The organism is Mycobacterium toneyamaense (genome assembly GCF_055384815.1).
This window is the reverse complement of record NZ_AP040333.1, coordinates 4,001,589-4,025,624: the sequence shown is the minus strand read 5'-3', so window position 1 is coordinate 4,025,624 and position 24,036 is coordinate 4,001,589. Positions and strand designations below refer to the sequence as shown.

Below are 24,036 nucleotides of genomic sequence, written 5' to 3'. Positions count from 1 at the left end.
CGCCCACTTTCAGGCCGCCTCCTCGGGCCTCATCCACAGGTATTGATCATTGCTCGCACCGGCGGCGAGCTAGCAGCAACAGCCTCAGCCGTCACACTCCGGCGTCCGACTACACTGGCGTGCCGTGATGATCACCCTCGACCACGTGAGCAAGAACTACAAGTCTTCGGCACGCCCAGCCCTGGACAACGTGTCGCTCAAGATTGACAAGGGTGAGTTCGTCTTCCTCATCGGTCCGTCCGGTTCCGGGAAGTCGACGTTCATGCGTCTGCTGCTCGGAGCCGAGGTGCCGACCTCGGGTGACATTCGCGTCTCGAAGTTCCACGTCAACAAGCTGCCCAGCCGGCATATCCCGAGCCTGCGCCAGGTGCTCGGCTGCGTGTTCCAGGATTTCCGGCTGCTGCAGCAGAAGACGGTGTTCGAGAACGTGGCGTTCGCGCTCGAGGTGATCGGCAAGCGCCCGGACACCATCAACCGCGTCGTGCCCGACGTGCTGGAGATGGTGGGCCTGTCCGGCAAGGCCAACCGGTTGCCCGGGGAGCTGTCCGGTGGCGAACAGCAGCGGGTCGCGATCGCCCGGGCCTTCGTCAACCGGCCGCTGGTGCTGCTGGCCGACGAACCCACCGGCAACTTGGACCCCGAGACGAGCAACGACATCATGGACCTGCTGGAGCGGATCAACCGCACCGGCACGACGGTCGTGATGGCCACCCACGACCATCACATCGTCGACTCGATGCGTCAGCGCGTCATCGAACTCGAACTCGGCCGCCTCATCCGCGATGAGCAGAGCGGCGTCTACGGAATGGATCGCTAAGTGCGCTTCGGCTTTCTCGTCAATGAAGTCCTGACCGGATTTCGTCGCAACGTCACCATGACGGTCGCCATGATCTTGACGACCGCCATCTCCATCGGCCTGTTCGGCGGTGGTCTCCTCGTGGTGCGGCTGGCCGATCAGTCCAAGCAGATCTATCTGGACCGCGTGGAGAGCCAGGTCTTCCTGACCGACGACGTCTCGTCCAACGACCCCAACTGCGACGCCGACCCGTGCAAGTCGCTGCGCAAGCTGATCGACGACCGCAAGGACGTCAAGTCGGTGCGGTACATGAACCGGGACCAGGCGTACGACGACGCGGTCCGCCGGATTCCGGCATTCAAGGATTACGCGAGCAAGAAGGCTTTCCCCGCGTCGTTCGTCGTCAAGCTCGACAATCCGGAGCAGCACAAGGGATTTGAAGACGCGCTGCGCGGACGTCCCGGTGTGCGCCAGGTGACCGACCAGAAGGAACTGGTCGACCGCCTCTTCGGCATTCTCGACGGCATCAGTGCCACCGCCTTCGCAGTGGCGCTCGTTCAGGCAATCGCCGCGACCCTGTTGATCGCCAACACGGTGTTGATCGCCGCACGTACCCGCAGCACCGAGATCAGCATCATGAGGCTGGTCGGCGCCACGCGCTGGTACACGCAATTGCCGTTCTTCGTCGAAGCGGTGCTCGCGGCACTGGTTGGTGTGGTGCTTGCCGTCGTCGGGTTGATCATCGTACGGGCGATGTTCCTCGAGGACGTGCTCAACCAGTTCTACCAAGCGGGTTTGATCGCCAAGGTCGACTACGCCGATGTCCTCGTCTATTGTGCGCCGCTGATGTTGTTGCTGGGGCTCGGCATGGCCGGCATCACCGCATACGTCACGCTGCGCGCGTACATACGGCGGTAGCGATGGCCAAGAACGCAAACAAGAAAGACGCCGACAAATCCGGCAACAACGCGGTCGTCGCGACCAACCGCAAAGCGCGGCACAACTATTCGATCATCGATACCTACGAGGCGGGCATCGCGCTGGTTGGTACCGAGGTGAAGAGTTTGCGCGAGGGCCTGGCATCCCTGGCCGACGCGTTCGCCACCGTCGACGACGGCGAGGTGTGGCTGCGCAACCTGCACATCGCCGAGTACCACCACGGCACCTGGACCAACCACGCGCCGCGACGCAACCGAAAGTTGTTGTTGCACCGCAAGCAGATCGACATGCTGGTCGGCAAGCTGCGGGACGGCAACTTCACGCTGGTGCCGCTGAAGCTGTACTTCTCCGACGGCCGGGTCAAGGTCGAGTTGGCGCTGGCCCGCGGTAAGGAAGCACACGACAAGCGTCAGGACATCGCCAAGCGCGATGCGCAGCGCGAGATCACCCGTGAGATGGGCCGCCGTTTCAAGGGCAAGATCTGACCGGGGTTCTGCTCGCGCTGCTGTCGGCGCTGGGCTATGGCATCAGCGATTTCGTCGGTGGCATCGCGGCACGGCGCGTCGCGGCACTGCGGGTGGTTCTGGTGTCGTACCCCGTCGCCGGGGTGCTGCTGACGGTGATGGCATGCGTTGTCGGCGGCCAGGTTTCGTCGAACGCGGTCATGTGGGGCATCTTGTGCGGCGTGCTGCAGGCGTTCGGCATCTGGTGGTTCTACGCCGCGTTGGGTTCAGGACCGATATCCGTCGTCTCGCCACTGACCGCAATCCTGGTGTCGGCGGGGCCGATCGGCGTCGGCGTCGCACTGGGGGAGCGGCCCAGTCCGGTGGCGATCGCCGGGATCGCGTTGGCGTTGGTCGCGGTCGCGCTGGTGAGTGCGCAGGCCACCGACGAGGACGAGACGCCGCACCGGTTCACCGCCAAGGTCGCCTGGCTGACCGTCGGTTCCGGATTGACCTTCGGGCTCAGCTTCGCCGTGATCCATCAGGTACCGCACGACGCCAAGCTCTGGCCGTTGGTCTTCGCGCGCTTCGCGGCCACCGCGGTGGTGATGCTCGCCGCGGTGGCGACCCGCAATTTCGCTCTGCCGCGCGGACTTCCGCTGAAGCTCGCCCTGGTCGCGGCGGCGCTCGACGTCATCGCAAACGTGGGGATGCTGCTGGCGCTGCAGGCCTCGATGCTGTCGTTGGCGAGTGTGCTGATCTCGCTCTATCCCGCGGCGACCGTCGCGCTGGCCATGGTGGTGCTCAAAGAGCGGGTGCGGGCCTGGCAAGCCGTCGGCATGGCGCTGGCGTTGGGCTCGGTCGCGATGATCGCCGCGGGGTAGCTGGTCACTAGAGCTGGTTGATCCGGATCAGGTTGCCGGACGGATCGCGAAATGCGCAGTCGCGCACGCCATAGTCCTGGTCGGTGGGCTCCTGCAGGACGTCGGCGCCGGCGGCCTCCAAGCGGGCGAACAGCGCATCCAGGTCGTCGGTCGCCAGCGTGACGGCGCCATAGGAGCCCTTGGCGATGAGCTCCAGGATGGTGCGGCGCTCGTCTTCGGTGATGCCCGGGTCGGCGGCCGGCGGATGCAGCACGATCGACGTGCCCGGCTGCCCGGGCGGACCGACCGTGAGCCACCGCATATCTTGGTAGCCAACGTCTTTGCGTACCTCGAACCCGAGGTCGTCGCGGTAGAACTTGAGCGCCGCCTCGGTGTCGGTGTGGGGCAGGAATGCGTAGTGAATGGAGATTTCCATGCCCGTCACGGTAGTGGCGGTCAGTGCGGCGGTGCTTCTTGATTCCTGATCGGTCTGGTGACCTGCCGCGCCAGACAGGCGGGAATGCCGTCGGCTGCCTGCGAATGGTCGCGGCGGTACACGCTGGGCGCCACCCCGACCAGCTCGGTGAACCGGGTGCTGAACGTGCCCAGTGATGAAAAGCCAACGGCGAAGCAGACATCCGTCACGCTGAGGTCGCCGCGGCGCAGCAGCGTCATGGCCCGTTCGATGCGGCGCGTCATCAGGTACGAGTAAGGCGATTCGCCGTAGATGCGCCGGAATTCCCGGCTGAGATGGCCGGCGGACATGTGCGCACCGCGCGCCAGCTCCTCGACGTTCAGCGGCTTGGCGTACTCGCGGTCGATGCGGTCGCGCACTTTACGGATCACCGTGATGTCCCGCAGGCGCTGTGCCTCGGCGCGGTTGTCCCCCATGGGGCCATCGTCGCATGACGGAATTGGGACGCATCGCGCATTTCCCAGTGCGCAGGGGTCTGCCGTCGTACGGTCAGCCGGTGAGCAGCCCAACCCGCCCCGTGACCGTCCTCGAGAAGTCCGACGTCCTGCCCGCCCTCTTCGGGGTGTGGGACGACCTGGACACGCTGTTGTCCGCCATTTCCGAAGCGGAACTGCTGACCACGCAGACCGAGCTGCCCGGCTGGCACGTCCGTGACGTGGTGGCGCACATCATCGGCACCGAGCTGATGCTCAAGGGCGAGGCGGTGCCGGAGGCCGACGTGGACGTCTCCGAACTTGACCACGTGCACAACCCCATCGGCGTGATGAACGAATGCTGGAACCGGTCGATGGCCGGGCTCTCGAGCGCCGAGCTGCTGGAGAAGTTCCGCGCCGTCACCGGCGACCGCCGGGCCACACTGACCGCGATGTCGGACGAGGAGTGGAACACCCCGACGATGACGCCGGCAGGACAGGACAGCATCGGTCGCTTCATGCGGATCCGGACGTTCGACTCGTGGATGCACGAGCAGGACATCCGTGAGTCCGTCGCGCGGCCCGCGCCGGATGCCGCGTTGCAGAAGCCGGAAGCGCGGCTGTCGCTCGACGAGATCGAGACGATGATGGGCTTCGTCGTCGCCAAGCGCGGGGGAGCGCCCGACGGAGCGCGGGTCGAGATCCAACTGACCGGCCCCATGGCGCGCACCATCCGCGTCGCCGTCGACGGCCGTGCCGCGGTGGTACCCGACTTCGGCGGCGCCGAGCCGACCACGGTGATCCGGATGGACGGCTGGCAGTTCACGCGGCTGTGCGGCGGGCGTCCGCTGGGCGCGGTCCGGTCGGTGGTCATCGAATTCGAGGGCGATGCCGAGGTTGGGCAGCGCATCGTCGAGAACCTCGGTTACGTCATCTGACCTGCTCAGACGGCGACGACGGATACTCGGTGGACGTTGTCGGCGTGGCCGGTATGATGGAGTGTCCTGCCGAAAGTCGGCGGGGGTGCGAGGGGCTGAACGGTTTCGACTTCGCGCATCGAATCAAGGGAAGCGTGCCGGTGCAGGCAAGAGACCACCGTAAGCGTCGTTGTAACCAATTAAGCGCCGATTCTCATCAGCGCGACTACGCCCTCGCTGCCTAAGTAGCGACCGCGTGTCTGTCAGACCGGGAGCGCCCTCGGCCCGGACCCTGGCATCGACTAGAGGGACCCACCCACGGGATCGGTCGCGGAACCCGTGGGGACATCAAACAGCGACTGGGATCGTCATCTCGGCTTGTTCGCGTGACCGGGAGATCCAAGTAGAGACATAGCGAACTGCGCACGGAGAAGTCTTGAGGGAATGCCGTAGGACCCGGGTTCAATTCCCGGCAGCTCCACAAGTGAATAGCAGGTGCGAACCCCGCCCGTCGGTACGGGCGGGGTTTCGCTGTTTTTGACAGGTCAGTTATTCGTGCGCTTGCCGCCGAGTCAGTCGACAACCACCACCATCTTTCCTTCGGCTTGGCCTGCTTCCATGACCCTGTGCGCTTCGCGGATCTCATCGAACGAGAAGACGCGCGTCGGCGTGACGTCCAGTTCGCCGTTGCGGACCTTGTTCGCGATGTCCTGAAGGGGGACATCCGACAGCGGAAACTGCGGTGAACCGAACACGAAACTGCCAAAGAAACTCAGATTGACCCCGCTCGCCATCTGCAACAACGGATTGAAGTCCGTAATTGGGGCGAGCCCTCCGAGCCAGCCGGCCAGACATGCCGTCCCACCACGGCGCAGCATCGACATCGAGTCCAAGATCGTGCTGTTCCCGACGAGATCGAGAACAGCATCCACCTCTTTGGCTTCGGCGATGTGAGTACCGAGATCGGGAACCTCCAGCTCGGCGCGTTCAGCACCGAGTGTGGTCAGGAATCCAAAACGGTTCCGGTCGCGCGTGGTCGCGATCACTCGGGCTCCTGCCTGCACGGCGAGCTTGACTGCCGCCTGTCCGAAAGACGATGTGGCACCACGGATCACGATCGTTTGTCCGGCTGTGAGGTTGAGATTCCGGAATAGGCAGGTCCATGCGGTGGCATACGTTTCCGGCAGCGCCGCCAGCTGCGACCAAGGCAGCTCAGAGTCGACCAGCGCCACATTCTGCGCGCGCACGCGGGTGAACTCGGCGTAGCTGCCGTTGATGGTGCGACCAAGCCCGCCCATCAGGGCTGCTACCTTGGCGCCGACCGGGAATTCGCCTCCGGGACAGGCGTCGACGATTCCGACGCACTCGATGCCGCTGACCTCGGCAGCTTCGGCCCATTCGCCGCGGCGCATATGCATCTCGGCGTGGTTGATCCCAAACCCTTTGACCCGGATAACCACTTCGCCGCGCCTCGGCAGCGGTTTGGGGATGTCCGTGTAGGTCAGTGCGTTCAGGCCGCCGAAGCCGTCGAGGACGATTGCACGCATGGTCGGCCCGCCGTCCTGTTCGCGGACCACTGCCGGCCGGGTCGGCGTCGCTGACGGGTTGGTGGGGGTGGTCATGTGACGGTCTCCTTACACGTTGCGGGTTGCATGCAGCTGCTGCGCCAGATCGATGAGATCGGCGCCAGGGACTCGATGTCGATGAGCGTTTCGTTGACATCGAAGACGAGGACACGAGGGCTGGTCTCCTGAGCGGTCGTATTCAATTGACACCAACCCTGTGGAGAAACGCGGCCATCAGGGTCGCAGCCTCTGCGCCGGCGGTCTCCAGCACGAAATGGCCGCCGTCGAGTAGATGGATTTCGGCGTCATGCGCGTCCCGGGCGAACGCCGTCGCGCCGGCCGGTCCGAAGATCGGGTCGTGCTTGCCCCAGATGGCCAGAACCGGCACTCCGCTGGTGCGCAGATAGTTGTGCAGCGCCGGATACATCGGCGGATTGGTGGCGTAGTCCCGGAAAAGTTTGAGTTGAATCTCGTCGTTGCCCGGCCGCGATAGCAGCGCACTGTCGAGTGTCCAGGTGTCCGGGCTGACCAGAGACTCATCCGGTGAGCCGGTCACGTACTGCCACCTGATCGAATCGAACTCGAGCGCAGTACGGATGGCGGCCTCGGTTTCTGCGGTTTGTTCACGCTGGTAATCCCAGACCGTCCTCCAGAAACTGTCGACGAACCCCTCGTCGTAGCCATTCCCGTTCTGCGTGATGATCGCGGTGATCGCATCGCGACGGTTCAGCGCCAGTCGCCAGCCGATGGGTGCGCCGTAATCCTGGACATAGATCGCGTAACGAGTAAGGCCAAGTTGGTCCAGGAGACCCTGGGTGAGATCGGCCAGCGCGTCGAATGTGTAGTCGAACTCAGTCACCAGCGGCATGTCTGAGTAGCCGAAGCCGAGGTGATCGGGGGCGATGACGTGATAGTCACCGGCCAGTCGCGCGATGAGGTCCCTGAACATGAATGAGCTCGTCGGAAAACCGTGCAACAGCACTATTGCCGGCGCATCTTTGCGGCCCGCCTCCCGGTAGAACAGCCGCTGTCCTGCGACGGTGACGTAGTGATAGCTCGTGGAAGCTGTGCTCATTGCTAACCCCTTATCTCGATTTAGATAGTTATAAACTAGACATCGCGTCTATAACCTGTCAACACATTTTTGGGGGTTATTTCATTGACGGCGGTGGAGCTTGGCGGTGACCGACCATGTCTGGGCCCGCCGAGATGGTGCGGGTGATCGACGGGAGCCGACGGGCTTCGGTAGGCATGGCGTCCAAGGCGGCCCGTCTCTGATTGTCTGGAACGAGATTCAACCGCGCCAGTACTTGGTTCGACGACGCCATTCCCGGTTTTGGATGTCAAATACCCTGCGGTGCAGTACTTTCCGACCGTCCGACATTCGGAGCGGTCAAACCTGTAGCGCCATCAGTCGAACGTAGACAACGGCGATCAACGGTGATAGATCGGATCGGTTCACTTTTCTGCGCCAAAGTCTCACCAGGCGTACCGTCGGCCGCCTACTCGACGGAGCGCGGGTGGGCGCCAAAGTGGATCAAGCGCCGCTTGCTGGGGGGCGCCACCGGCGTGCAGGTCGCGCGGCATCGTGAGTGGCAGGCGCCGTTCCGGGTAATTCTGTGCAAGCAGTGTCATCAGTGTGGATGCACCATATGTCGTAGTTTTGATACCGCCATGTGGCGCAGCGTTTCCGTATTCCTGTGACAGAAACTGGAACATGTTCTAGTCTCGCCGTTATGGCAAACCTGGAGGCGATCGCCGACATCCAACGGCTCAAGTACCGCTACTTCCGCTCCTTGGACCTCAAGGACTGGGACACCTTCGGGGACTGCCTCGCCGCAGATGTCGTGACCCGCTATGGCACACACGCGATGGGTGAGCCGGTGCACTACGAGGGACGAGACGCCGTCGTCGACTTCATGCGGACGAACCTCGACAACGGCATCATCACGACCCACATCGCCAGCCACCCCGAGATCGACCTCGACTCCGACACCACGGCGCACGGTTCGTGGGTGTTCGAGGACACCGTGATCGTGCCGGGGCACGCCATGATTCGCGGCTCGGGCTACTACGCCGATACCTACCGCAAGGACGAGGACGGCGTGTGGCGGATCGCCGGCACCGGGTACCAGCGGATCTACGAGGCGCTCACGTCGCTGGAAGATATGCCGAGTTTCAAGTTGCTCGCGAACCGCTGGGCGTAGTGCCCGCGCGCCTCGGCGCTCAGCCCGTCACCACGTTCAGCACGAAGTTGGCGTCTGTCTGATTGGGCACCTCGGGCGGCACCTGTACGGTGCCGTCACCCCGGGCCTTGCTGTATTTGCCGCTGCCACCGACGATCGATATCGGCACGGTCTCGCCCTTGCTGAACACGGCGGCGCGGTCGGCAAGTGTCTGGACCGAAATCTGCCCGCCGTCGAGGATGAAGGTCTCGGTGCACGACACGTCACCTGAGGTGGCGTTGCCGCTGAGGGTCGTGCACTGGCCGGCTGTCCGCCCCAGCTTGGTGCCACCCTGGCGATCGAAGACATCACCCGAGAAGATGAATTGGTCGCCGGGTCCCTCCCCGGGAGTTCCCAAATCCACACTGGTCTGCCCGGTGTCGTGCTCATAGAAGTGCAGCGTCGTGACGGCCGACTGATCCTTGCTCTTGTCTCCCGAGGAACAGGACATCGTCAGCAGCAGGGCGGGGACGAGCACGGCCGTCGTGCTACGCAACATGTTCATGGGTCTTCCTCTCGGAGGTTTGGATAGCTACCGATGGCCGCGAACCATCGGTGGACCGGCAAGACCTCCTCACCCCTATGTTCAGCTGCGAGTTCCCTGTGGGGAACCGTCGTCTGTTGAGCATCCCACTCGTGCGGCCCAATTCATAGCAAACGATTCGGCGGGTGGCCCGCGCGTAGAAAGTTAGGCTTGCTCCGGTGTGCACACGAGTCATCTGGCCTGACGCAGGCGATGCGGTTCTGGTCGGCCGCAACATGGACTTCCACCGCGACCTCATGACCAACCTTTGGAAGCAACCGCGCGGCGTGGCCCGTGACGACGGCGTCACCGGCAAGCTCACCTGGACCTCGAAGTTCGGCAGCGTGATTGCCACGGCCTTCGACATCATCTCGGTGTACGGCATCAACGAAGCCGGTCTGGCGGGGCACGTGCTGTGGCTGGCCGAATCCACTTACGGCACACCGGATGACACCCGGACCCAGCTGAGCCAGGCAATCTGGTTGCAGTACTTCCTCGACAACTTCGCGACGGTGGCCGAGGCCGTCGCCTGGATCGCCGAGACCGACGTGCAGGTGGTCCAGCTGGACGATCCCACCGGTGGCGACCCGCCCACCATTCATCTGGCCCTCGATGACGCCACCGGCGACTCGGCGATCATCGAGTACCTCGACGGCCGGCCGAAGGTCTACCACAGCAAGGACTTTCGGGTGATGACGAACTCGCCCACCTTCGATCAGCAGCTCGAGCTGGTGAAGAAACTTCGAGGGCCTCGGGGGCGCCGAGCCGCTGCCGGGTTCGACGTCGGCCGCCGACAGGTTCGCGCGAGCCACCTACTACGTCGGCCGGCTGCCCGCGCCATCCAGTCAAGTGGAAGCGATCGCCGGCATGTTCTCGGTGATCCGCAATGCCGCCCAGCCCTTCCGGATACCGGATCCGGGCAAGCCCGATGCCTCGCAGACGATCTGGCAGGTGGTCATGGACCTGACCAATCGGCGCTACGTCTATGAATCCACGACCCGCCCGAACATCGTCTGGGTGGATCTCGCCGACCTCGACTTCAGCGCGGGTAGCCCCCAGCTCAAACTCGACCTGATCAGTGGCCTCGCTGTCGAGGGCGGTATCGCGGGCAACGTCGGCGGCAAGTTCCAGGACGCGGGACCGATGACATTCCTGTCGTTGTCGCTGCTGCACCAATTGGCGAAGGCGAACACGGCGGATTGAGTGGTACGTCCGCTATTGCCATGACGCGCCGCTGACGCTCTGCCACGCTGTCCGGATGGACCTCATGTGGGGCGTCGTCGCGTTGACCGTCGCGACGTTCACGGTGCTGCTGGCGGTGCGCCGCGTCGTGATGGTCGTCAGCGGACTGGTGTTCGCGCGCTATGTCGCTGTCGGCGGGCTGGCGGCATTCTCCGTGGACCGCGACGACGCGGCCACTGACACCTACCGAGTGCGGTTCGAGGCCGGGGGACCTGCTGTCTTTCACAACGTGACGGTGCAGTTGTTCGGCGTGCCCGAGAGCGCGGCGCCGAAGCCGCCGGCGTTGCGCCACACCATGATTGCCGGTGACGATCCGATCGACTGGACCTTCCGGGTTCCCGACGGCGCAGCGGCGCAGCCATGGGTGATGGTCACCTGGGTTCGGCCGTACCTGCAGGGCGTCGAATCCGAAGCACTCGCGCACTGGCTGCAGGGCGGACGGCTGTACGAATGGCGTTGGTACTCAGAGACCAACCGCTACGTGCGGACCGTCATCCGCTTCGTGGCCCGACGGTGGTCGGTGGGCGGGGAGTCGATGCGCGACTTGCCGCTCTACGGGCGGTGGCGCCGCACGTCGTCGAACAACAGCGCCGACCTGTTGGGCCCGGCGGCCACGCCGCCGCCGAGGATGTAGGCGGCCGCGGCTTTACATCTTGCACCAATTCGTGGCGACGGCGATCGCGGCAGTGCCAGGATGGCCTCATGACTGTCGTTCTGGTGCATGGCAACCCGGAGACCGATGCGATCTGGGGACCGTTGGTCGATGCGCTCGGTCGCGACGACGTGGTGCGCCTGTCGCCACCGGGATTCGGTGCTCCGCTGCCCGCCGACTTCTCGGCCACCTACCTCGCGTACCGGGACTGGCTCGAGGCCGAGCTGGACACCATCGGGGAGCCGGTCGACCTCGTCGGCCACGACTGGGGCGGCGGCCACGTCCTGACTGCCGTCATGCACCGGCCCGAACTCGTCCGCAGTTGGGTGACAGACGTCGTCGGGATACTCGACCCGGACTACGTCTGGCACGACCTGGCCCAGGTGTGGCAGACGCCGGGGGAGGGCGAGCAGCTGGTCGAAACGATGCTCGGCGGCAGCGTCGAGGACCGTGCCTTCCAGATGGTCGCCCTGGGCATGCCGCTGGATGTCGCGACGGCCCTCGCCGCCGCGCAGGGCCCGGAGATGGGCCGGGCGATCCTGGCGCTGTACCGCTCGGCGCGCCAACCCGCGATGGCGGAGGCCGGGCGTCACATCGAGACGTTGCGGGCCAGGCCGGGCCTTGCGCTGCTGGCCACCGATGACCCGTACATCGGCTCCGACGAAATCCGTTACCGCGCAGCCGAACGCGCGGGCGCACGCACCACGGTGCTCAACGGGCTCGGGCACTGGTGGATGTTACAGGACCCGGCGCGCGGCGCGGCCGCGCTCACCGAATTCTGGGCCACGCTCGACTGAACGCCAAAACCCAACCGGCTCAGGGCAGTACGGTGTGCAGCAGCATCACGTTGTACGCCGACCACAGCGACAGCGTGAAGTACAGGTCCCGACCGGTGGACCACGGGTGCAGGTACGGCGCGTAGACCCCGCCCGGGAACTGCTGCGACGACACCACCAATTGCTCTGGGCCCCAAGGCCCTTGGGGTGTCGGGGCGGTACGGATCACCACGTCGGACAGGTTGTTGCAGTACATCACCAGGTATTGCTTGAGATAGGTGTTGTACTGCACCGACATCTCACCGACCGGGCCGGGAATGATCGGCGAGGCCGCAGCGGGGTTGTTGGGCACCCACGACTGGCTCTCGTTGTTCCAGTATTCGTACTTGCTCATGTCCGGCAACAGGTTCTGGGGCACCCGGGACACGTAGGCGTTTCCGACTCGGCCAGAAGGGGTTCCGTAGGAATAGATGTAGCCGTCGCTGCCCTTCAGGAAGGCGCCCTGCTGGAAGTTCTCATTCCCCGGCAGGTACGCCACGCGCGACACACTGTCGGGTGCCATCGGCCGGACGCTGCTGGGGTACACACCCCAGTTCTGGCCGTTGTCGTTGGAGACGGCGATCGCCGAGTAGTTCGTCGTCCACGCGCCGGCGCTGTCCCAGTTCTTGATCGACATGAAGCTGGCGTACTGCGTCTTGCCCACGGAGACACCGGAAGTCGGGATGATGCCCTTCTCGACAGGCGCCCACCGGATGGTCGGGATGGTCTGCTTGGCCAGATTCGGCTGCCACTCGGGTGAGCCCGAATAGGGGTTGGTCACCGAGCCGGGTGGGATGTGGATGCCGTGCGACAACGTGCGGTCGTTGGTGCGGAACATGGTGTTGTAGCGCCATTGCTGATTCGGGGTGGCGCAGTAGCCGTAGGTGTCCCCGAACATCATCAGCACCTGGTTGTTCACCGGGTCGCCGTTGTCCCACATGATGCCGAGGTCGGTGCCGGAGATGCCGAACCGCTGCAGGGTGTCGCCACCCGCGCTCTGGTCGCCGGTCACCCAGCCCACCAACGACGTGGTGCCCGCGTCGATGGCGGGCGCCGGCTCCGCTCCGGGCTGAGGTTGCGCCGCGGCGGGGGCGGGTTGTGCCGCGCGCGGTTGGACCGGCGGCTGCGGCACGCGGGGCTTGCCGGGCAGTACGCCGGCCTGCTGTTGCACGGTGCCCTGGGTGAAGGCGCTGAGCAGCGACCGGGACAACTTGCCCAGGGTCGGCAGCGGGGCCTTGTCGTTCGCGTTGCTCGGTCGGTGGCCGCCCGATGGCGGCCGCATGACGCCGCTCGAGGGCACGCCGTTCGGCGGCAGGACGCCCGCATTCGGGCCGGTGCACGGTTCGGCGGCTGCGCGCGGCGGCGCGATGCCGACTGCTCCACCGAGAACGACGGCAGCCGTCAAAGCCACCGATGCAATGCGAGGACGCGGCGACACGGTCACACCTTTCGGATGGCAGGCGGCGCTCGGACGCCAGCGAGGGGCTGTTGTGACCATAGTTAGCAATGAGGCTGTTGAGGCCCCCGCTGTGCGGATGGGTACCCATCTGTAACCACGTCGCGATCGTTCACCTGGCGTTTGCCTGGCGAAGGTGACCCGCGTCGCAGCCTGAACGCAGCGCTGGTGCCGCGCCGCCTGAGCGTCGGCCGACCTAGACTCCAGCCATGACTGTCGCCCAACGGGAACGCGCCGCACTCGTCGAATCCCTCCGCGAGCACGGCCCCGATGCACCCACGTTGTGCGAGGGCTGGACCGCTCGTGATCTGGCCGCGCACCTGGTGGTACGGGAACGTCGGCTCGACGCTGCGCCCGGAATTCTGGTGTCGCAACTGGCCGGCTACACCGAACGAGTACAGGCGCAGGTGACCGCATCCACCGACTGGGAGAAGCTGGTCGACATGATTGCGGCGGGCCCGCCGCTGTACTCGCCGTTCAAGCTGCTCGACCCGTTCGTCAACGTGGCCGAGATGTTCATTCACAACGAGGACGTGCGCCGGGCCCAGCCGACGTGGGAGCCGCGGGAGCTCGACGACCGGCTGGTGTCCGCGTTGGCGGGGCAGGTCGCGACCATGGCGCGCATGGGGATCAAGAACGCCCCGGCGCGGATCGTGCTGGTGACACCGGACGGTCGCCGCCTGGCCGCGGCCGGCCGCGGCGCCGAGGTGACGGTGACCGGCGCGCCCGGCGAGCTGCTGCTCTTCGCGGCAGGCCGCGGCCCGGCTCAGGTGGCCTTCACCGGACCTGACGACGCCGTCGCCGCGGTCCGGGGTTCGAACCGCGGATTCTGACGTTCAGCGTCCAGAAAGCACAACGCGGCTCGATCCCGAAGGATCGAGCCGCGTCGAGTTGGCTTCTGCTCAGAAGTTGTTGCAGGTGTTGGCCACGTTCAGCACCAGGTCGGTGTACTGAGCGGCACCCGGGGTGTTGTACGCCCGCGTGATCAGGGCCTTGCGCTGCTGCGGACCGGAGGCGATCAGCTGGTGCAGGTAACCGACGCCGATCGGGTTCGCCTGCAGCTCGGCGGCCGCACCCGGGTCGAGGGCGGTCAGAGCGGCGATCACCTGCGGGTAGGTGCAGGTCGAGTACATGATCGGGGTGGGGTCCGGCTGAGCGGTGGCGACTGCGCCGCTGGCCATGACAGCGACCAGTGCCGAGCCCGCGCCGACCATCATCCGAGTGGTGAAAGACATTGTGTATTCCCCTCCCGCACCAGCTAACCGATGCGACCAAAGTGATTGATGACTACGTTAGCAGTTCTATCGACCGTCTGTGGCTGAGCGTTACAGCGTCCGAACAAGCAGTCCGCACGGGTTCTGGATGTGTCGGCGGCCGTAGCGGTGACGGTCCGGTGGGCAGGTAATCGACCAGGTGCCGACACCCTGATGTAGGCAAACCTAACCTAAACAAAATCGGGTAGGCTCCCCGCTGAAATGACCGAGATTGATCAGGGGCCGGTGCTACCGCGCGAGTTGACCTCACTGTCCGCTGAAGTGCGAGCGGTGGGCGCACCACCCGTGCCGCGGCTGGCAAGCCCGTGGGCGGTGCGCCTTGTCGACGCCGATGCCGACGCCGAGATGCTGTCCGAATGGATGAACCGGCCGCATCTGGCGGAGGCCTGGGAGTACGACCGACCGCCCGAGTGGTGGCGGCGGCACCTGCAGGCGCAACTCGACGGTGAGTACTCGCGGCCGCTACTGGTCAGCTACCAGGACAAGGCCATGGGCTACCTGGAGCTGTATTGGGCCGCCAAGGATTCCATCGCGCCTCGATACGATGCCGATCCCTACGATCTGGGGCTGCACGCCGCGATCGCGGACGAGCGCTTCGTCAATCGTGGGCTGGGACCGCTGTTGATGCCCCAGGTGTTGGCGAGTCTGTTCGAACTGGTGCCGTCGTGCCGTCGGGTGATGTTCGATCCCGACCATCGCAACACCGGCGCGCGACGGCTCGTCGAGCATGGCGGCGCCGAATTCCTCGGCGAACATGACATGGCCAACCGCAGGATGGCGCTGTACGCGTTGGCGCGCCCATCCAGCTGACGCCGAACCCGCCCTGTATATAGAGGGAGTGGCAAAAAGGCTTCTGCTGTTGCTGGCAGTGCTCGCCGTTGTGGGGGTGTGCGCGGGACCGTGGTTCTACCGAACCCAGATGGAAGGCGCACCGGCGCCGGCCCTGAGCCTGCCGTCCACGCACCGTCCGGCCAACACGAACCTCGACGGTAAATGGATCGTTGCCGCGGGCCCCGACGACGAGGCCAACCGTTCCCAGGCGGGTTACCGCGCCCGGCAACAACTGCTGTGGGAAACCGTGACCGTGACCGGACGGACCAACTCGGTCAGGGGTGACGCCACGGTTACCGGTGGCACGCTGCAGGCGGCGAGCTTCGTCGTCGACGTGGCAACCATGCAGTCGCCGCACCGCGGCCGCGACGACAGGTTCCGCGGCACCGACGTGATGGATGCCGCCAAGTTCCCGACGGCCAAACTCGCGGTCCTCGATCCGGTCGATCTGTCGTCGGTCTCCGGCGACGGCATGCCCACGACAATGGAGGTTTCGGCGCAGCTGACGCTCAAGGGCGTCGCCCGCCAGGTCGCGGTACGGCTGGATGTGCAGCGGTCGGGCAACGGGGTTGTGGCCGTGGGCCAAATCCCCGTCACCTTCGCCGACTACGGCATCGTCCCGCCGGCGCCACCGGTGGGACTGCTCGCCGTCGATCCCATCGTCACCATCGAGTTCCTGGTGAATCTGGTCAAGCGATGAACGGTGACGACGTCACCGCGTCGTATCCCTCGTAGTCGGGCCGCATTCCCGCCGCCACGAGCTCCCAGAGCACCTCGTCGGTGCCGCCGCCGACCCGGGCGAGCTTCATGTCGCGCCACCACCGGCCCAACGGTGTCTCGTCCACCAGATATCCGGCCCCGCCGAAGATGTGCATGCATTCGTCGACGACCTCGACACCGAGCCTCGCCGCGGTGACCTTGATGGCCGCGGCCGCACGCAGATCCATGCGCCCCTGCGCGGCCAGGCCCGCCAGGCCGTAGCGCAGCAGATCGACCCGCGCGTGCAGGTCGGCCAGTCGCATCCGCAATGCTTGATGCTCGTACAAGGTATGGCCGAACTGGCGCCGTTTCATCATGCGGGCCAACGTGATTCCGATGATCCTGCGGCAGTTGGCCTCGATCTGACCGGCGACGGAAAGCCGCTCCTGCGCCAGTCCCCAGGAGATGGCGGCCAGGCCGGTACCCGCCCGCGCCACCAAAGCGTCGGCCGGCACCCAGGTGTCGATGTGGACCGCCGCGGTATCGAGGGGCCCGGCGCCCACCTTGCGATAGGGCGTGCGTACCTCGACCTGCGCCGTCGGCACGGAGATCACGACGACGCTGCCGTGGCGGCTCTCCGGATCATGGTCGACGCTCCGGGCGACCACCATGATGTGATCGGCGATGGGCGACAGCGACACGAACTTCTTGGTGCCGCGGACCTCGAAACCGCCACGCGCGGAGACGACTTCGGTCTCGACGATCTGCAGATCGGAACCTCCGGACTCTTCCGACGCGCCGATGCACAATACGGCATCGCCCCGGATGGCCTGCTCGGTGATATCGCGCAGATAGTCGGACTTGCCGAACCTGCGCAGGATGGCGATGGCCGAGTCGTGCAGGCTCACCCCGACGCCGATTCCCGCGGATCCGAGCTTGCCCAACTCCCCGGCGAGGGCGAACACTTTTGCCACGTCCGGATGTTGGCTATCGCCCCACTTGGCGGCGAAAACCTCTGACCGGCCCAGGTATTCGATGAGCTTGCGCGGAAAGCGGTCGGTTTCTTCGGCTTCCGCGGTCCAGTCGCGGACCCGGTCGTCGAAGACCTCGCCCAGCAGTTCGCGATAGGCCTCGATGGTGCACGACTCGACCGTGGTCATGATCCCACCGTTTCCAGGGTGCGTCGGACCTCGAGGCGACGGAGTTTCCCCGACGAGGTTCGCGGCAGGGCGCCCGGTTTGAGGAACACCACGTCTGCCGGCACGATGCCGCACTCGGAGGCGACCAGGGACACCACTTGGCTGCGGGCGGTCGACTCGTCGTCGCCCTTGAACTCCGCGGCGATCACCAAACCCTGTCGGGCGCCGGAGCCTTCGGTGCCCACCGCCACGACGGCGCCCTCGCGCACGCCGTCGGCGCGGGCGGCCACCTGCTCGACCTCGGTGGGGAAGATGTTGCGTCCGGCCACGGTGATGAGTTCTTTGCGCCGGCCGCACACCACCAGGCCGTCGGCGGTGAAGTAGCCGAGATCGCCCGTGGCGAACCATTCTTCGCGATCGATGCGGTCCTGTCCGAGATAGCCCGCCATCATCGAGGTGCCGCGCACCTGTACTTCGCCCACTTCGCGTCCGGTGAGCTCGTGGGGCACGTCGGTGGGGGCAATGCGGACTTCCATGCCGTCGATGGGCCGGCCGAGCACCGCGTACCTGCGCACCGCGGTGTCGCCGTCGATCGACACGGTGACATCGTCGCACCGCAGTCCGCCACCCGGGGCGGGAACGGTTACCGCACAGGTTGATTCGGCGAGCCCGTACGACGGGCACAGGGCGTTCGCGTCGAAGCCGAACTTGGCCATCTCGGTCGCGAACCGATCGGTGCCGTAGCAGTCGACGGGTTCGCCGCCGTTGAGAGCGAATCTCAGTGCGCCCAGGTCGACATCGGTGACCAGGCGGGCGTACTTGCCGAGCAGCCCGAACGCCATGTTGGGCGCCGCGGTCATGGTTGCCTTGCTCTCGGTCAACCACTTGAGCCAGTTGAACGGCGACGCGGAGAACGCGGTGGTCGGCGCCTGCCACAGCTCGCCGCCGCCGAGTGTCATGGTGAGCATGAACGCCAGGCCCATGTCGTGGTAGATCGGCAGCCACGAATGTCCACGATCGGCGTCGGTGACATTGATCCGCGCGACCAGTCCACGCAGGTTCGCCAACGCCGCGTCCGCGGGGATCTGCGCCGTGCGGGGCGTGCCGGTCGATCCCGCCGTGCCCTGCAGGATGCCGAAGTCGGCGGTGCGAGAAGGTACGAAGGTTGTCGAACGACGTTCGTGGGCAACGGCATTGACGTCGTGCAGTTCCACATCGGTGGCGCCCGTGCGCAACAGGTCGAGATGCTTGCCGTGGCTCAGCACTGTGCCGATGCCGATACCGGCGAACCTGTTCAGGGTGGTGGCGGCCCAGGTGGCCGTGTCGGCGCCGCGTACCGGCCCGGGCAGGATGGACACTGCGGCGCCGGCGAAGATCGCGCCGTAGATGGCTGCCAGGAATTCCGCCGTGGGCTCGCCGACCAGCCCGATGCGGCTTTGTCCGTCGATGTGTGCGGCGACGTTCTCGGCCCGGGCGTGCACCTCCTGCCAGGGATGCCGTTGCCAGTCACCGGTTTTCGGATCGAGCGTCACCAGGTCGCGCGTGGACCGCGTCATCACCGCGGACAGGGCGGAGGCGAGGCTGGAGGCGCTCATGAGCGTTGGGCGGTAGGGAGTTTCGCGGCGATCGCGTCTTCGAGGTCGCCGACGGTTTCGCTGCTGAGCAGGTCTTCCTCGGACAGTGCGACGCCGAAGCGGTCTTCGATTGCGACCATGCCCACGGCGAATGCCACCGAGTCCAAACCGACATCGTTGATGAGCCGTGATTCGCGGGTGACGCGTTTGATGTCCACGCCCATGTCGTCCCGCATGATCTTGGCCAAGCCACTGCTTACCGATTCAGTTGTCTCCATGTCGAGGGACCGTAGTCGACCGAAGGTGTTTAGGCTAGGCTTACCTTCTAAGTGAGGAAGTGGCCCAGACTGGTACCGCCGTCCCGGTTTCCGTTGTCGATGGAGACCAACGCCGGCACGCGTTCGCAGGTGACCACTCCGTGCTCGGCGGTCACTTCATCGATGAGATCGAAAGCGGTAGAGATGTTTTCCGGAGTATCGACCACGATGGTCGTGACGGGAACCTGACGGCCGAGCTGAAACAATCTGTCGCCATGCGGCTTGCGTCGGTCATGGAAGCCCCAGATACCGCGCAGGACGGTGACGCCGCGGCTGGCCTCGATGCCGCGCAGGCGGCGCACGATCTCGCGGTGCACCGGCTCGCCGCCGTGCAGCGTGTCCTCGGTGGTGTACACCATGAGCTTCTGCCACAGCGGAGTTCCGGCGGCGTCGTACGCCGGAAGCGCACCCGGGCGGGCCAGTAGCGCCCCCGCCTGCTTGCAGAGCTCGGCCCGCTCGACCGTCACCAACGGGTCGGGCAGCAGCCGCTCCAGCTCCGGCAGGACCGCGGCGGCGCGGTCGCCGTCGCCGACCGCGATGATCATGACAAGAACGTCCAGGTTGCGGTTCAGGAAGCGGGCGCGCTCACGGCGGCCACGGACCGTGCCGTCGACTCCGAGAAAGACCGAGGCGCAGGCGAATCCGTTCCGGTGGAGCAGGTCGCACACCGCGATGTGGGCCGGCCGGCCAGCGATCCGGTGCTGGCGGCCGACATAGACGGTGAGCTTGGTGTGGTGGGGCGAGCGAAGCGACGGGAATGAGCTCGCGCCGGACTTTGCGGTGGTGAGCAGGCGAGCGCGTTCGAGCGTGACCAGTCCGCGCGTCGTCAGTTCCGCTGTTTGCTCGGCCAGTGCGGCGATCTTGTCGGCGGTGTCCACCGCGGCGATGGCGACCGGCAGGTCCTCGGACTGACTCAAGGTCTGGTCGGTGCGCAGCTGGTGCCGCGGCCCGAATCCCGCGATGCCGCGCAGCACCACGCTGGTGGCGACGTTCTCGGCGGCGTAGAGGTCGAGCAGCTCCTCGGCGAGGAAGCGGCGGCCCTGATGACGTTGGCGCTCAACGAAATACGTGGTGAGTTTCAGGTAGTCCGTGGAGTCGCTCACAGCAGGCCGCCCATCCATATTCCCAGCGCCGCGGCGGCCAGGCCCAGCACCACGCTCGCCACGATGTTGGCGAGCGCGAACCAGACCTGTCGTTCCTCGCCGAGGCGTTGGGTTTCCAGCATCCACGTCGAGAACGTCGTGTAGGCGCCGACGAACGCGGTACCGGCCAGCAAGGCGACATTGGGAGGCAACGCCAGACCGCCGAAGAAGCCGAGCAGCCAGGCGCCGCTGAGGTTCACCACGAACGTGCCGTACGGGAAGCTGCTGCTCTTGCGTTTCGATACCGCGCGGTCCACCAGGAACCGCGTCACGGCGCCCACGCCACCGATCAGCGCGACGCCCAGCCAGATGACCGCCGTCATGCCCGCACCCGGACCCGTCGGACCAGGACGGTGGCGAGGTAGACCGCGGCCAGGCCGGCGAGGATGCTGGCCACCGTGTAGCCCGCGGCCAGCCCGTAGGCGCCGTGTTGGAGCATCCGCACCGTCTCGACCTGCATCGTGCTGAACGTGGTCAGGCCACCGCACACGCCCGTGCCGAGCAGCGGGCGCTGATAGCTCGATACCGGTAGTCGCTCCAGCAGCCGGGTGGTGAAGTAGCCGAGCAGGAACGCGCCGACGATGTTCACGATGAACGTGGGCCAGGGCCAGTGCGCGGGATGGGGCGCGGCGAAGACGGCGAGGGCGGCCCGCGCGACGGTGCCGATGGCGCCCCCGACGAAGACGGCGGCCAATTCTCGGTTGTCGTGGCCGAACATAGGGCAAAAGTATGGTGGCCGAACGCCGACTGGTGCACACCGGGGGAGAACCGGTAGCAGAATCGAGCCCATGACGGCCAACCCGCGCGCCGGCCAACCGGCCCAGCCAGATGACCTGATCGACGTGGCCCACGTGGTCACCGCCTACTACACCGTGGCGCCCGATCCCGAGAACGTCGATCAACAGGTGGTCTTCGGCACGTCGGGCCACCGCGGATCGAGTCTGGACGCGGCGTTCAACGAGCCGCACATCCTGGCCACCACACAGGCGATCGCCGAGTACCGCGCCGCGCAGGGCACCACCGGACCGCTGTTCATCGGCCGTGATACCCATGCCTTGTCCGAGCCGGCCTGGGTCACGGCGCTCGAGGTGCTGGCCGGCAACGAGGTCGTCGCGATGATCGACGCCGCCGACCGCTACACGCCCACACCGGCGGTCAGCCACGCCATCTTGACCTTCAACCGCGGCCGGGAAGGCGACCTCGCCGACGGCATCGTCGTCACCCCCTCGCACAACCCGCCGTGCGACGGTGGCTTCAAATACAACCCGCCCAACGGCGGCCCGGCCGACACCGATGCGACGAGCGCGATTGCCAAGCGCGCCAACGAGATTCTGCGCGACGGGCTGCGCGACGTGAAGCGGATGCCACTGGCGCGTGCGCTGGGCTCGACGGAGCGGCACGACTACCTCAATGCCTACGTCGAGGATCTGCCGAATGTGGTTGACCTGCATGCCATTCGCGCAGAGGGGGTGCGCATCGGCGCGGACCCGCTCGGCGGCGCCAGCGTCGACTACTGGGCCGCCATCGCCGAACGGCACCAGTTGGACCTGACCGTGGTGAACCCGCTGGTGGACGCGACCTGGCGGTTCATGACGCTCGACACCGACGGCAAGATCCGGATGGACTGCAGCTCGCCGAACGCCATGGCGTCACTGATCGCGAATCGCGACCGCTACCAGATCGCCACCGGCAACGACGCGGACTCGGACCGGCACGGCATCGTCACGCCCGACGGGGGCCTGCTCAACCCGAACCACTATCTCGCCGTGGCCATCGACTACCTGTACACGCATCGGGCGGGGTGGCCGGGTTCCACCGCGGTGGGCAAGACCGCGGTCAGCTCGTCGATCATCGACCGCGTGGTGGCCGGGCTGGGACGCCAGCTGGTGGAGGTGCCGGTCGGCTTCAAGTGGTTCGTGGACGGATTGCTCAGCGGCACAATCGGCTTCGGTGGCGAGGAGAGTGCCGGGGCGTCGTTCCTGCGCACCGACGGGAGCGTCTGGACCACCGACAAGGACGGCATCATCCTGGCGCTGCTGGCCTCGGAGATCCTGGCGGTCACCGGTAAGTCGCCGTCGCAGCGCTACGCCGAGCTGACCGAAAAGTACGGTGCCCCAACCGATGCCCGTATCGACGCGCCGGCCAACCGCGAACAGAAGGCGCGATTGTCGAAGCTGTCGGCCGAACAGGTCACCGCGACCGAGCTGGCGGGCGAACCGATCGTTGCCAAGCTCACGGCCGCGCCGGGCAACGGCGCGCCGCTCGGCGGGCTGAAGGTGACCACCGAGAACGCCTGGTTCGCCGCGCGGCCCTCGGGGACCGAGGACGTCTACAAGATCTACGCCGAGTCGTTCAAGGGTCCGGAACATCTGGCGCAGGTCCAGGCCGCGGCGCGGGAAGTGGTGAATACAGTCATAGCGTGAGCGCTGTAACGGAGGGCGACTGTCCGACCCCGACCCGACTGCCGGCCGAGATCTGGGTGCTGGCCGGCGCCAACATCGTCATCGCACTCGGCTACGGCGTGGTGGCCCCGGTACTGCCGGCGTACGCCCGCAACTTCGGTGTCAGCATCAGCGCGGCGACGTTCGTCATCACCGCGTTCGCCGCGATGCGCCTGATCTTCGCGCCGCCCAGTGGCCTGTTGGTGCAGAAGCTCGGTGAGCGGCGCGTCTATCTCACCGGCCTGCTGATCGTCGCGTTGTCGACGCTGGCCTGCGCGTTTGCGGAGACCTACTGGCAGCTGTTGGTGTTCCGATCCCTCGGTGGTGCGGGCTCGGCAATGTTCACGGTGTCGTCGCTGGCGCTGATGATCCGGCTGTCGCCGTTCGACGCCCGTGGCCGGGTGGCCGGGTTGTTCTCGAGCGCCTTCATGATCGGTGGCGTGGCCGGGCCGGTGGTCGGCAGCTTGACCGCAGGGCTGGGTCTGTCCGTGCCGTTCGCCATCTACGGGGCGGCGCTGGTGGTCGCCGCGGCCGTGGTGTTCGTCAGCCTGCGGAACTCGACGCTGGCCGCTCCGGACGAGGAGGCGGTCGGGCCGACGGTGTCGGTGCGAACCGTGCTGCGCAACCGTGCCTATCAGGCCGCCCTGCTGTCGAACCTGGCGGCCGGATGGGCGGCGCTGGGCCTGCGCGTGGCGCTGGTGCCGCTGTTCGTGGTCGACGTCCTGCACCGCAGCGCGGGCATGGCCGGCCTGGTGCTGGCGATGTTCGCGATCGGCAACGTCTGTGCCGTGATTCCCAGCGGGCACCTGTCCGACCGGGTGGGCCGCCGCAAATTGATGATCGTCGGCCTGACGGTGTCGGCCGCCTCGACGGCGCTGCTCGGCTGGACCACGTCGCTGCCGGTGTTCCTCGTGATCGCGTTCGTGACGGGTGCGGCGAGTGGCGTCTTCGTCTCGCCCCAGCAGGCGGCCGTCGCGGACATCATCGGCAACCGCGCACGCGGCGGTACCGCCGTAGCGACCTTCCAGATGATGTCGGACCTCGGCACGATCGTCGGCTCCCTGGCCGCCGGACAGATCGCCCAGCACGTGTCCTTCACCGCCGCATTCGGCGTCGGCGGGGTGATCCTGCTGGCGGCTGCGGTGTGTTGGTCGCTGGCCCCGGAAACGCGTCGATCCGGTGACGACGAGGAGACCCCGATCTGTCCACTGGGCCACGAGCCGGTGGAAGGGTCCCTCTGACCAGCCGTTTTGTCGACGGTGGTGCCAGTGGTGTAGCTTCATCAGGCACCACTT

24 protein-coding genes, 1 other RNA gene and 3 pseudogenes are annotated in these 24,036 nt (G+C 66.2%); 15 read left to right on the top strand and 13 right to left on the bottom strand.

Features of this window, described 5'->3' with window-relative positions:
- Positions 1–127 precede the first annotated feature (127 nt).
- Genes ftsE through ACZ5IQ_RS19330 form a run of 4 tightly spaced genes read left to right on the top strand, consistent with a single transcriptional unit; the run spans position 128 to position 3,062 of the window.
- Positions 128–817, top strand: a complete 690-nt coding sequence (gene ftsE / locus ACZ5IQ_RS19345) for a cell division ATP-binding protein FtsE (RefSeq protein WP_061004622.1) — start codon at positions 128–130, stop codon at positions 815–817.
- Positions 818–1,714, top strand: a complete 897-nt coding sequence (ftsX, locus tag ACZ5IQ_RS19340; RefSeq protein WP_061004623.1) for a permease-like cell division protein FtsX — start codon at positions 818–820, stop codon at positions 1,712–1,714. It abuts the gene before it with no gap.
- Between the two features lie 2 nt (positions 1,715–1,716).
- Positions 1,717–2,220 carry an SsrA-binding protein SmpB gene (gene smpB, locus ACZ5IQ_RS19335; protein ID WP_064859642.1) on the top strand — a complete coding sequence of 168 codons (504 nt, stop codon included), beginning with the start codon at positions 1,717–1,719 and terminating at the stop codon, positions 2,218–2,220.
- The gene (locus ACZ5IQ_RS19330) at positions 2,217–3,062 is read left to right on the top strand and encodes an EamA family transporter (protein ID WP_205848948.1); all 846 of its coding nucleotides are present in this window, start codon (positions 2,217–2,219) and stop codon (positions 3,060–3,062) included. Before smpB ends, ACZ5IQ_RS19330 begins: the two co-directional genes overlap by 4 nt.
- A 7-nt stretch (positions 3,063–3,069) precedes the next feature.
- Here ACZ5IQ_RS19330 and ACZ5IQ_RS19325 read toward each other — a convergent pair whose 3' ends face one another.
- Together ACZ5IQ_RS19325 and ACZ5IQ_RS19320 are read right to left on the bottom strand one after the other, a co-directional pair.
- Complete coding sequence (locus ACZ5IQ_RS19325) at positions 3,070–3,477, bottom strand: VOC family protein (protein WP_135357299.1); 408 nt, start codon at positions 3,475–3,477, stop codon at positions 3,070–3,072.
- 20 nt (positions 3,478–3,497) lie between these two features.
- Positions 3,498–3,932: a helix-turn-helix transcriptional regulator gene (locus tag ACZ5IQ_RS19320; protein ID WP_135357300.1), complete on the bottom strand. Its 435-nt coding sequence runs from the start codon at positions 3,930–3,932 to the stop codon at positions 3,498–3,500.
- An 80-nt stretch (positions 3,933–4,012) separates the two neighbouring features.
- On the opposite strand from ACZ5IQ_RS19320, the gene ACZ5IQ_RS19315 reads away from it, so the two are divergent.
- Positions 4,013–4,867: a maleylpyruvate isomerase family mycothiol-dependent enzyme gene (locus ACZ5IQ_RS19315; RefSeq protein WP_237163084.1), complete on the top strand. Its 855-nt coding sequence runs from the start codon at positions 4,013–4,015 to the stop codon at positions 4,865–4,867.
- 91 nt (positions 4,868–4,958) lie between these two features.
- Positions 4,959–5,330, top strand: a transfer-messenger RNA (tmRNA) gene (gene ssrA / locus ACZ5IQ_RS19310).
- A gap of 88 nt (positions 5,331–5,418) precedes the next feature.
- On the opposite strand, the gene ACZ5IQ_RS19305 is transcribed toward ssrA, so the two are convergent.
- Complete coding sequence (locus ACZ5IQ_RS19305; protein WP_205848947.1) at positions 5,419–6,468, bottom strand: zinc-binding dehydrogenase; 1,050 nt, start codon at positions 6,466–6,468, stop codon at positions 5,419–5,421.
- A 142-nt stretch (positions 6,469–6,610) separates the two neighbouring features.
- Entirely contained in the window at positions 6,611–7,486 is an 876-nt protein-coding gene (locus tag ACZ5IQ_RS19300) for an alpha/beta fold hydrolase (protein WP_061004634.1), read from the bottom strand.
- 661 nt (positions 7,487–8,147) lie between these two features.
- On the opposite strand from ACZ5IQ_RS19300, the gene ACZ5IQ_RS19295 reads away from it, so the two are divergent.
- Entirely contained in the window at positions 8,148–8,618 is a 471-nt protein-coding gene (locus ACZ5IQ_RS19295) for a nuclear transport factor 2 family protein (protein WP_061004636.1), read from the top strand.
- 19 nt (positions 8,619–8,637) lie between these two features.
- Here ACZ5IQ_RS19295 and ACZ5IQ_RS19290 read toward each other — a convergent pair whose 3' ends face one another.
- Positions 8,638–9,141 (bottom strand): allene oxide cyclase barrel-like domain-containing protein, encoded by a 504-nt coding sequence (locus tag ACZ5IQ_RS19290; RefSeq protein WP_061004637.1) that lies wholly within the window; start codon positions 9,139–9,141, stop codon positions 8,638–8,640.
- Between the two features lie 197 nt (positions 9,142–9,338).
- On the opposite strand from ACZ5IQ_RS19290, the pseudogene ACZ5IQ_RS19285 reads away from it, so the two are divergent.
- The 3 genes and pseudogenes from ACZ5IQ_RS19285 to ACZ5IQ_RS19275 all read left to right on the top strand — a co-directional run bounded on the left by ACZ5IQ_RS19285 (position 9,339) and on the right by ACZ5IQ_RS19275 (position 11,850).
- Positions 9,339–10,362 (top strand): annotated as a pseudogene (locus tag ACZ5IQ_RS19285) (linear amide C-N hydrolase).
- A gap of 55 nt (positions 10,363–10,417) precedes the next feature.
- A complete protein-coding gene (locus ACZ5IQ_RS19280) occupies positions 10,418–11,035 on the top strand; it encodes a hypothetical protein (RefSeq protein WP_061004641.1) in 618 nt (205 codons plus the stop codon).
- Positions 11,036–11,103: 68 nt separating this feature from the next.
- Positions 11,104–11,850, top strand: coding sequence for an alpha/beta fold hydrolase (locus ACZ5IQ_RS19275; protein ID WP_464480115.1), 747 nt, complete (start codon positions 11,104–11,106; stop codon positions 11,848–11,850).
- A gap of 19 nt (positions 11,851–11,869) precedes the next feature.
- Here the strand turns inward: ACZ5IQ_RS19275 and ACZ5IQ_RS19270 are convergent, their stop codons facing one another.
- Positions 11,870–13,306 carry a DUF4185 domain-containing protein gene (locus ACZ5IQ_RS19270; protein ID WP_406783803.1) on the bottom strand — a complete coding sequence of 479 codons (1,437 nt, stop codon included), beginning with the start codon at positions 13,304–13,306 and terminating at the stop codon, positions 11,870–11,872.
- A 227-nt stretch (positions 13,307–13,533) separates the two neighbouring features.
- Between ACZ5IQ_RS19270 and ACZ5IQ_RS19265 the strand changes: the two genes are divergently transcribed.
- Complete coding sequence (locus ACZ5IQ_RS19265) at positions 13,534–14,157, top strand: TIGR03085 family metal-binding protein (RefSeq protein ID WP_464480114.1); 624 nt, start codon at positions 13,534–13,536, stop codon at positions 14,155–14,157.
- Between the two features lie 69 nt (positions 14,158–14,226).
- On the opposite strand, the gene ACZ5IQ_RS19260 is transcribed toward ACZ5IQ_RS19265, so the two are convergent.
- Positions 14,227–14,559 carry a hemophore-related protein gene (locus ACZ5IQ_RS19260; protein ID WP_020102663.1) on the bottom strand — a complete coding sequence of 111 codons (333 nt, stop codon included), beginning with the start codon at positions 14,557–14,559 and terminating at the stop codon, positions 14,227–14,229.
- Positions 14,560–14,799: 240 nt separating this feature from the next.
- On the opposite strand from ACZ5IQ_RS19260, the gene ACZ5IQ_RS19255 reads away from it, so the two are divergent.
- Both ACZ5IQ_RS19255 and ACZ5IQ_RS19250 read left to right on the top strand, forming a co-directional pair.
- A complete protein-coding gene (locus ACZ5IQ_RS19255) occupies positions 14,800–15,408 on the top strand; it encodes a GNAT family N-acetyltransferase (protein WP_318986043.1) in 609 nt (202 codons plus the stop codon).
- Positions 15,409–15,436: 28 nt separating this feature from the next.
- Positions 15,437–16,129 (top strand): YceI family protein, encoded by a 693-nt coding sequence (locus ACZ5IQ_RS19250; protein WP_464480113.1) that lies wholly within the window; start codon positions 15,437–15,439, stop codon positions 16,127–16,129.
- Here ACZ5IQ_RS19250 and mbtN read toward each other — a convergent pair.
- The 6 genes and pseudogenes from mbtN to crcB (ACZ5IQ_RS19220) all read right to left on the bottom strand — a co-directional run bounded on the left by mbtN (position 16,119) and on the right by crcB (ACZ5IQ_RS19220) (position 21,018).
- Positions 16,119–17,288 (bottom strand): mycobactin biosynthesis acyl-ACP dehydrogenase MbtN, encoded by a 1,170-nt coding sequence (mbtN, locus tag ACZ5IQ_RS19245; RefSeq protein WP_318986045.1) that lies wholly within the window; start codon positions 17,286–17,288, stop codon positions 16,119–16,121. The two genes, ACZ5IQ_RS19250 and mbtN, sit on opposite strands and share 11 nt — an antisense overlap.
- Entirely contained in the window at positions 17,285–18,862 is a 1,578-nt protein-coding gene (gene mbtM / locus ACZ5IQ_RS19240; RefSeq protein WP_318986046.1) for a long-chain-fatty acid--ACP ligase MbtM, read from the bottom strand. Before mbtM ends, mbtN begins: the two co-directional genes overlap by 4 nt.
- A pseudogene (locus tag ACZ5IQ_RS19235) lies at positions 18,859–19,125 on the bottom strand (acyl carrier protein); the annotation flags it as partial. The pseudogene ACZ5IQ_RS19235 and the gene mbtM, both read right to left, overlap by 4 nt.
- Before the next feature lie 41 nt (positions 19,126–19,166).
- Entirely contained in the window at positions 19,167–20,261 is a 1,095-nt protein-coding gene (locus tag ACZ5IQ_RS19230; RefSeq protein WP_464480112.1) for a DUF190 domain-containing protein, read from the bottom strand.
- Positions 20,258–20,623 (bottom strand): fluoride efflux transporter CrcB, encoded by a 366-nt coding sequence (gene crcB / locus ACZ5IQ_RS19225; protein WP_020102656.1) that lies wholly within the window; start codon positions 20,621–20,623, stop codon positions 20,258–20,260. The genes ACZ5IQ_RS19230 and crcB (ACZ5IQ_RS19225) overlap by 4 nt, the downstream gene beginning before the upstream one ends.
- Positions 20,620–21,018 carry a fluoride efflux transporter CrcB gene (gene crcB, locus ACZ5IQ_RS19220; RefSeq protein WP_061004655.1) on the bottom strand — a complete coding sequence of 133 codons (399 nt, stop codon included), beginning with the start codon at positions 21,016–21,018 and terminating at the stop codon, positions 20,620–20,622. The genes crcB (ACZ5IQ_RS19225) and crcB (ACZ5IQ_RS19220) overlap by 4 nt, the downstream gene beginning before the upstream one ends.
- 70 nt (positions 21,019–21,088) lie before the next feature.
- Here crcB (ACZ5IQ_RS19220) and pgm point away from each other — a divergent pair, with 70 nt between their 5' ends.
- Together pgm and ACZ5IQ_RS19210 are read left to right on the top strand one after the other, a co-directional pair.
- Positions 21,089–22,723: a phosphoglucomutase (alpha-D-glucose-1,6-bisphosphate-dependent) gene (pgm, locus tag ACZ5IQ_RS19215; RefSeq protein WP_212813669.1), complete on the top strand. Its 1,635-nt coding sequence runs from the start codon at positions 21,089–21,091 to the stop codon at positions 22,721–22,723.
- Positions 22,720–23,978, top strand: a pseudogene (locus ACZ5IQ_RS19210) (MFS transporter); the annotation flags it as partial. The gene pgm and the pseudogene ACZ5IQ_RS19210, both read left to right, overlap by 4 nt.
- Positions 23,979–24,036 lie beyond the last annotated feature (58 nt).

What these genes read in the sequence shown, in the direction of transcription:
- ACZ5IQ_RS19300 (WP_061004634.1), bottom strand. Translation starts at nt 7,486, where the DNA reads ATGAGCACAGCTTCCACGAGCTATCACTACGTCACCGTCGCAGGACAG.
- smpB (WP_064859642.1), top strand. Translation starts at nt 1,717, where the DNA reads ATGGCCAAGAACGCAAACAAGAAAGACGCCGACAAATCCGGCAACAAC.
- ACZ5IQ_RS19255 (WP_318986043.1), top strand. Translation starts at nt 14,800, where the DNA reads ATGACCGAGATTGATCAGGGGCCGGTGCTACCGCGCGAGTTGACCTCA.
- mbtN (WP_318986045.1), bottom strand. Translation starts at nt 17,288, where the DNA reads ATGACCACGGTCGAGTCGTGCACCATCGAGGCCTATCGCGAACTGCTG.
- ACZ5IQ_RS19265 (WP_464480114.1), top strand. Translation starts at nt 13,534, where the DNA reads ATGACTGTCGCCCAACGGGAACGCGCCGCACTCGTCGAATCCCTCCGC.
- mbtM (WP_318986046.1), bottom strand. Translation starts at nt 18,862, where the DNA reads ATGAGCGCCTCCAGCCTCGCCTCCGCCCTGTCCGCGGTGATGACGCGG.
- ACZ5IQ_RS19290 (WP_061004637.1), bottom strand. Translation starts at nt 9,141, where the DNA reads ATGAACATGTTGCGTAGCACGACGGCCGTGCTCGTCCCCGCCCTGCTG.
- ACZ5IQ_RS19260 (WP_020102663.1), bottom strand. Translation starts at nt 14,559, where the DNA reads ATGTCTTTCACCACTCGGATGATGGTCGGCGCGGGCTCGGCACTGGTC.
- crcB (WP_020102656.1), bottom strand. Translation starts at nt 20,623, where the DNA reads ATGACGGCGGTCATCTGGCTGGGCGTCGCGCTGATCGGTGGCGTGGGC.
- crcB (WP_061004655.1), bottom strand. Translation starts at nt 21,018, where the DNA reads ATGTTCGGCCACGACAACCGAGAATTGGCCGCCGTCTTCGTCGGGGGC.
- ftsE (WP_061004622.1), top strand. Translation starts at nt 128, where the DNA reads ATGATCACCCTCGACCACGTGAGCAAGAACTACAAGTCTTCGGCACGC.
- ACZ5IQ_RS19280 (WP_061004641.1), top strand. Translation starts at nt 10,418, where the DNA reads ATGGACCTCATGTGGGGCGTCGTCGCGTTGACCGTCGCGACGTTCACG.
- pgm (WP_212813669.1), top strand. Translation starts at nt 21,089, where the DNA reads ATGACGGCCAACCCGCGCGCCGGCCAACCGGCCCAGCCAGATGACCTG.
- ACZ5IQ_RS19325 (WP_135357299.1), bottom strand. Translation starts at nt 3,477, where the DNA reads ATGGAAATCTCCATTCACTACGCATTCCTGCCCCACACCGACACCGAG.
- ACZ5IQ_RS19275 (WP_464480115.1), top strand. Translation starts at nt 11,104, where the DNA reads ATGACTGTCGTTCTGGTGCATGGCAACCCGGAGACCGATGCGATCTGG.
- ACZ5IQ_RS19295 (WP_061004636.1), top strand. Translation starts at nt 8,148, where the DNA reads ATGGCAAACCTGGAGGCGATCGCCGACATCCAACGGCTCAAGTACCGC.
- ACZ5IQ_RS19305 (WP_205848947.1), bottom strand. Translation starts at nt 6,468, where the DNA reads ATGACCACCCCCACCAACCCGTCAGCGACGCCGACCCGGCCGGCAGTG.
- ACZ5IQ_RS19320 (WP_135357300.1), bottom strand. Translation starts at nt 3,932, where the DNA reads ATGGGGGACAACCGCGCCGAGGCACAGCGCCTGCGGGACATCACGGTG.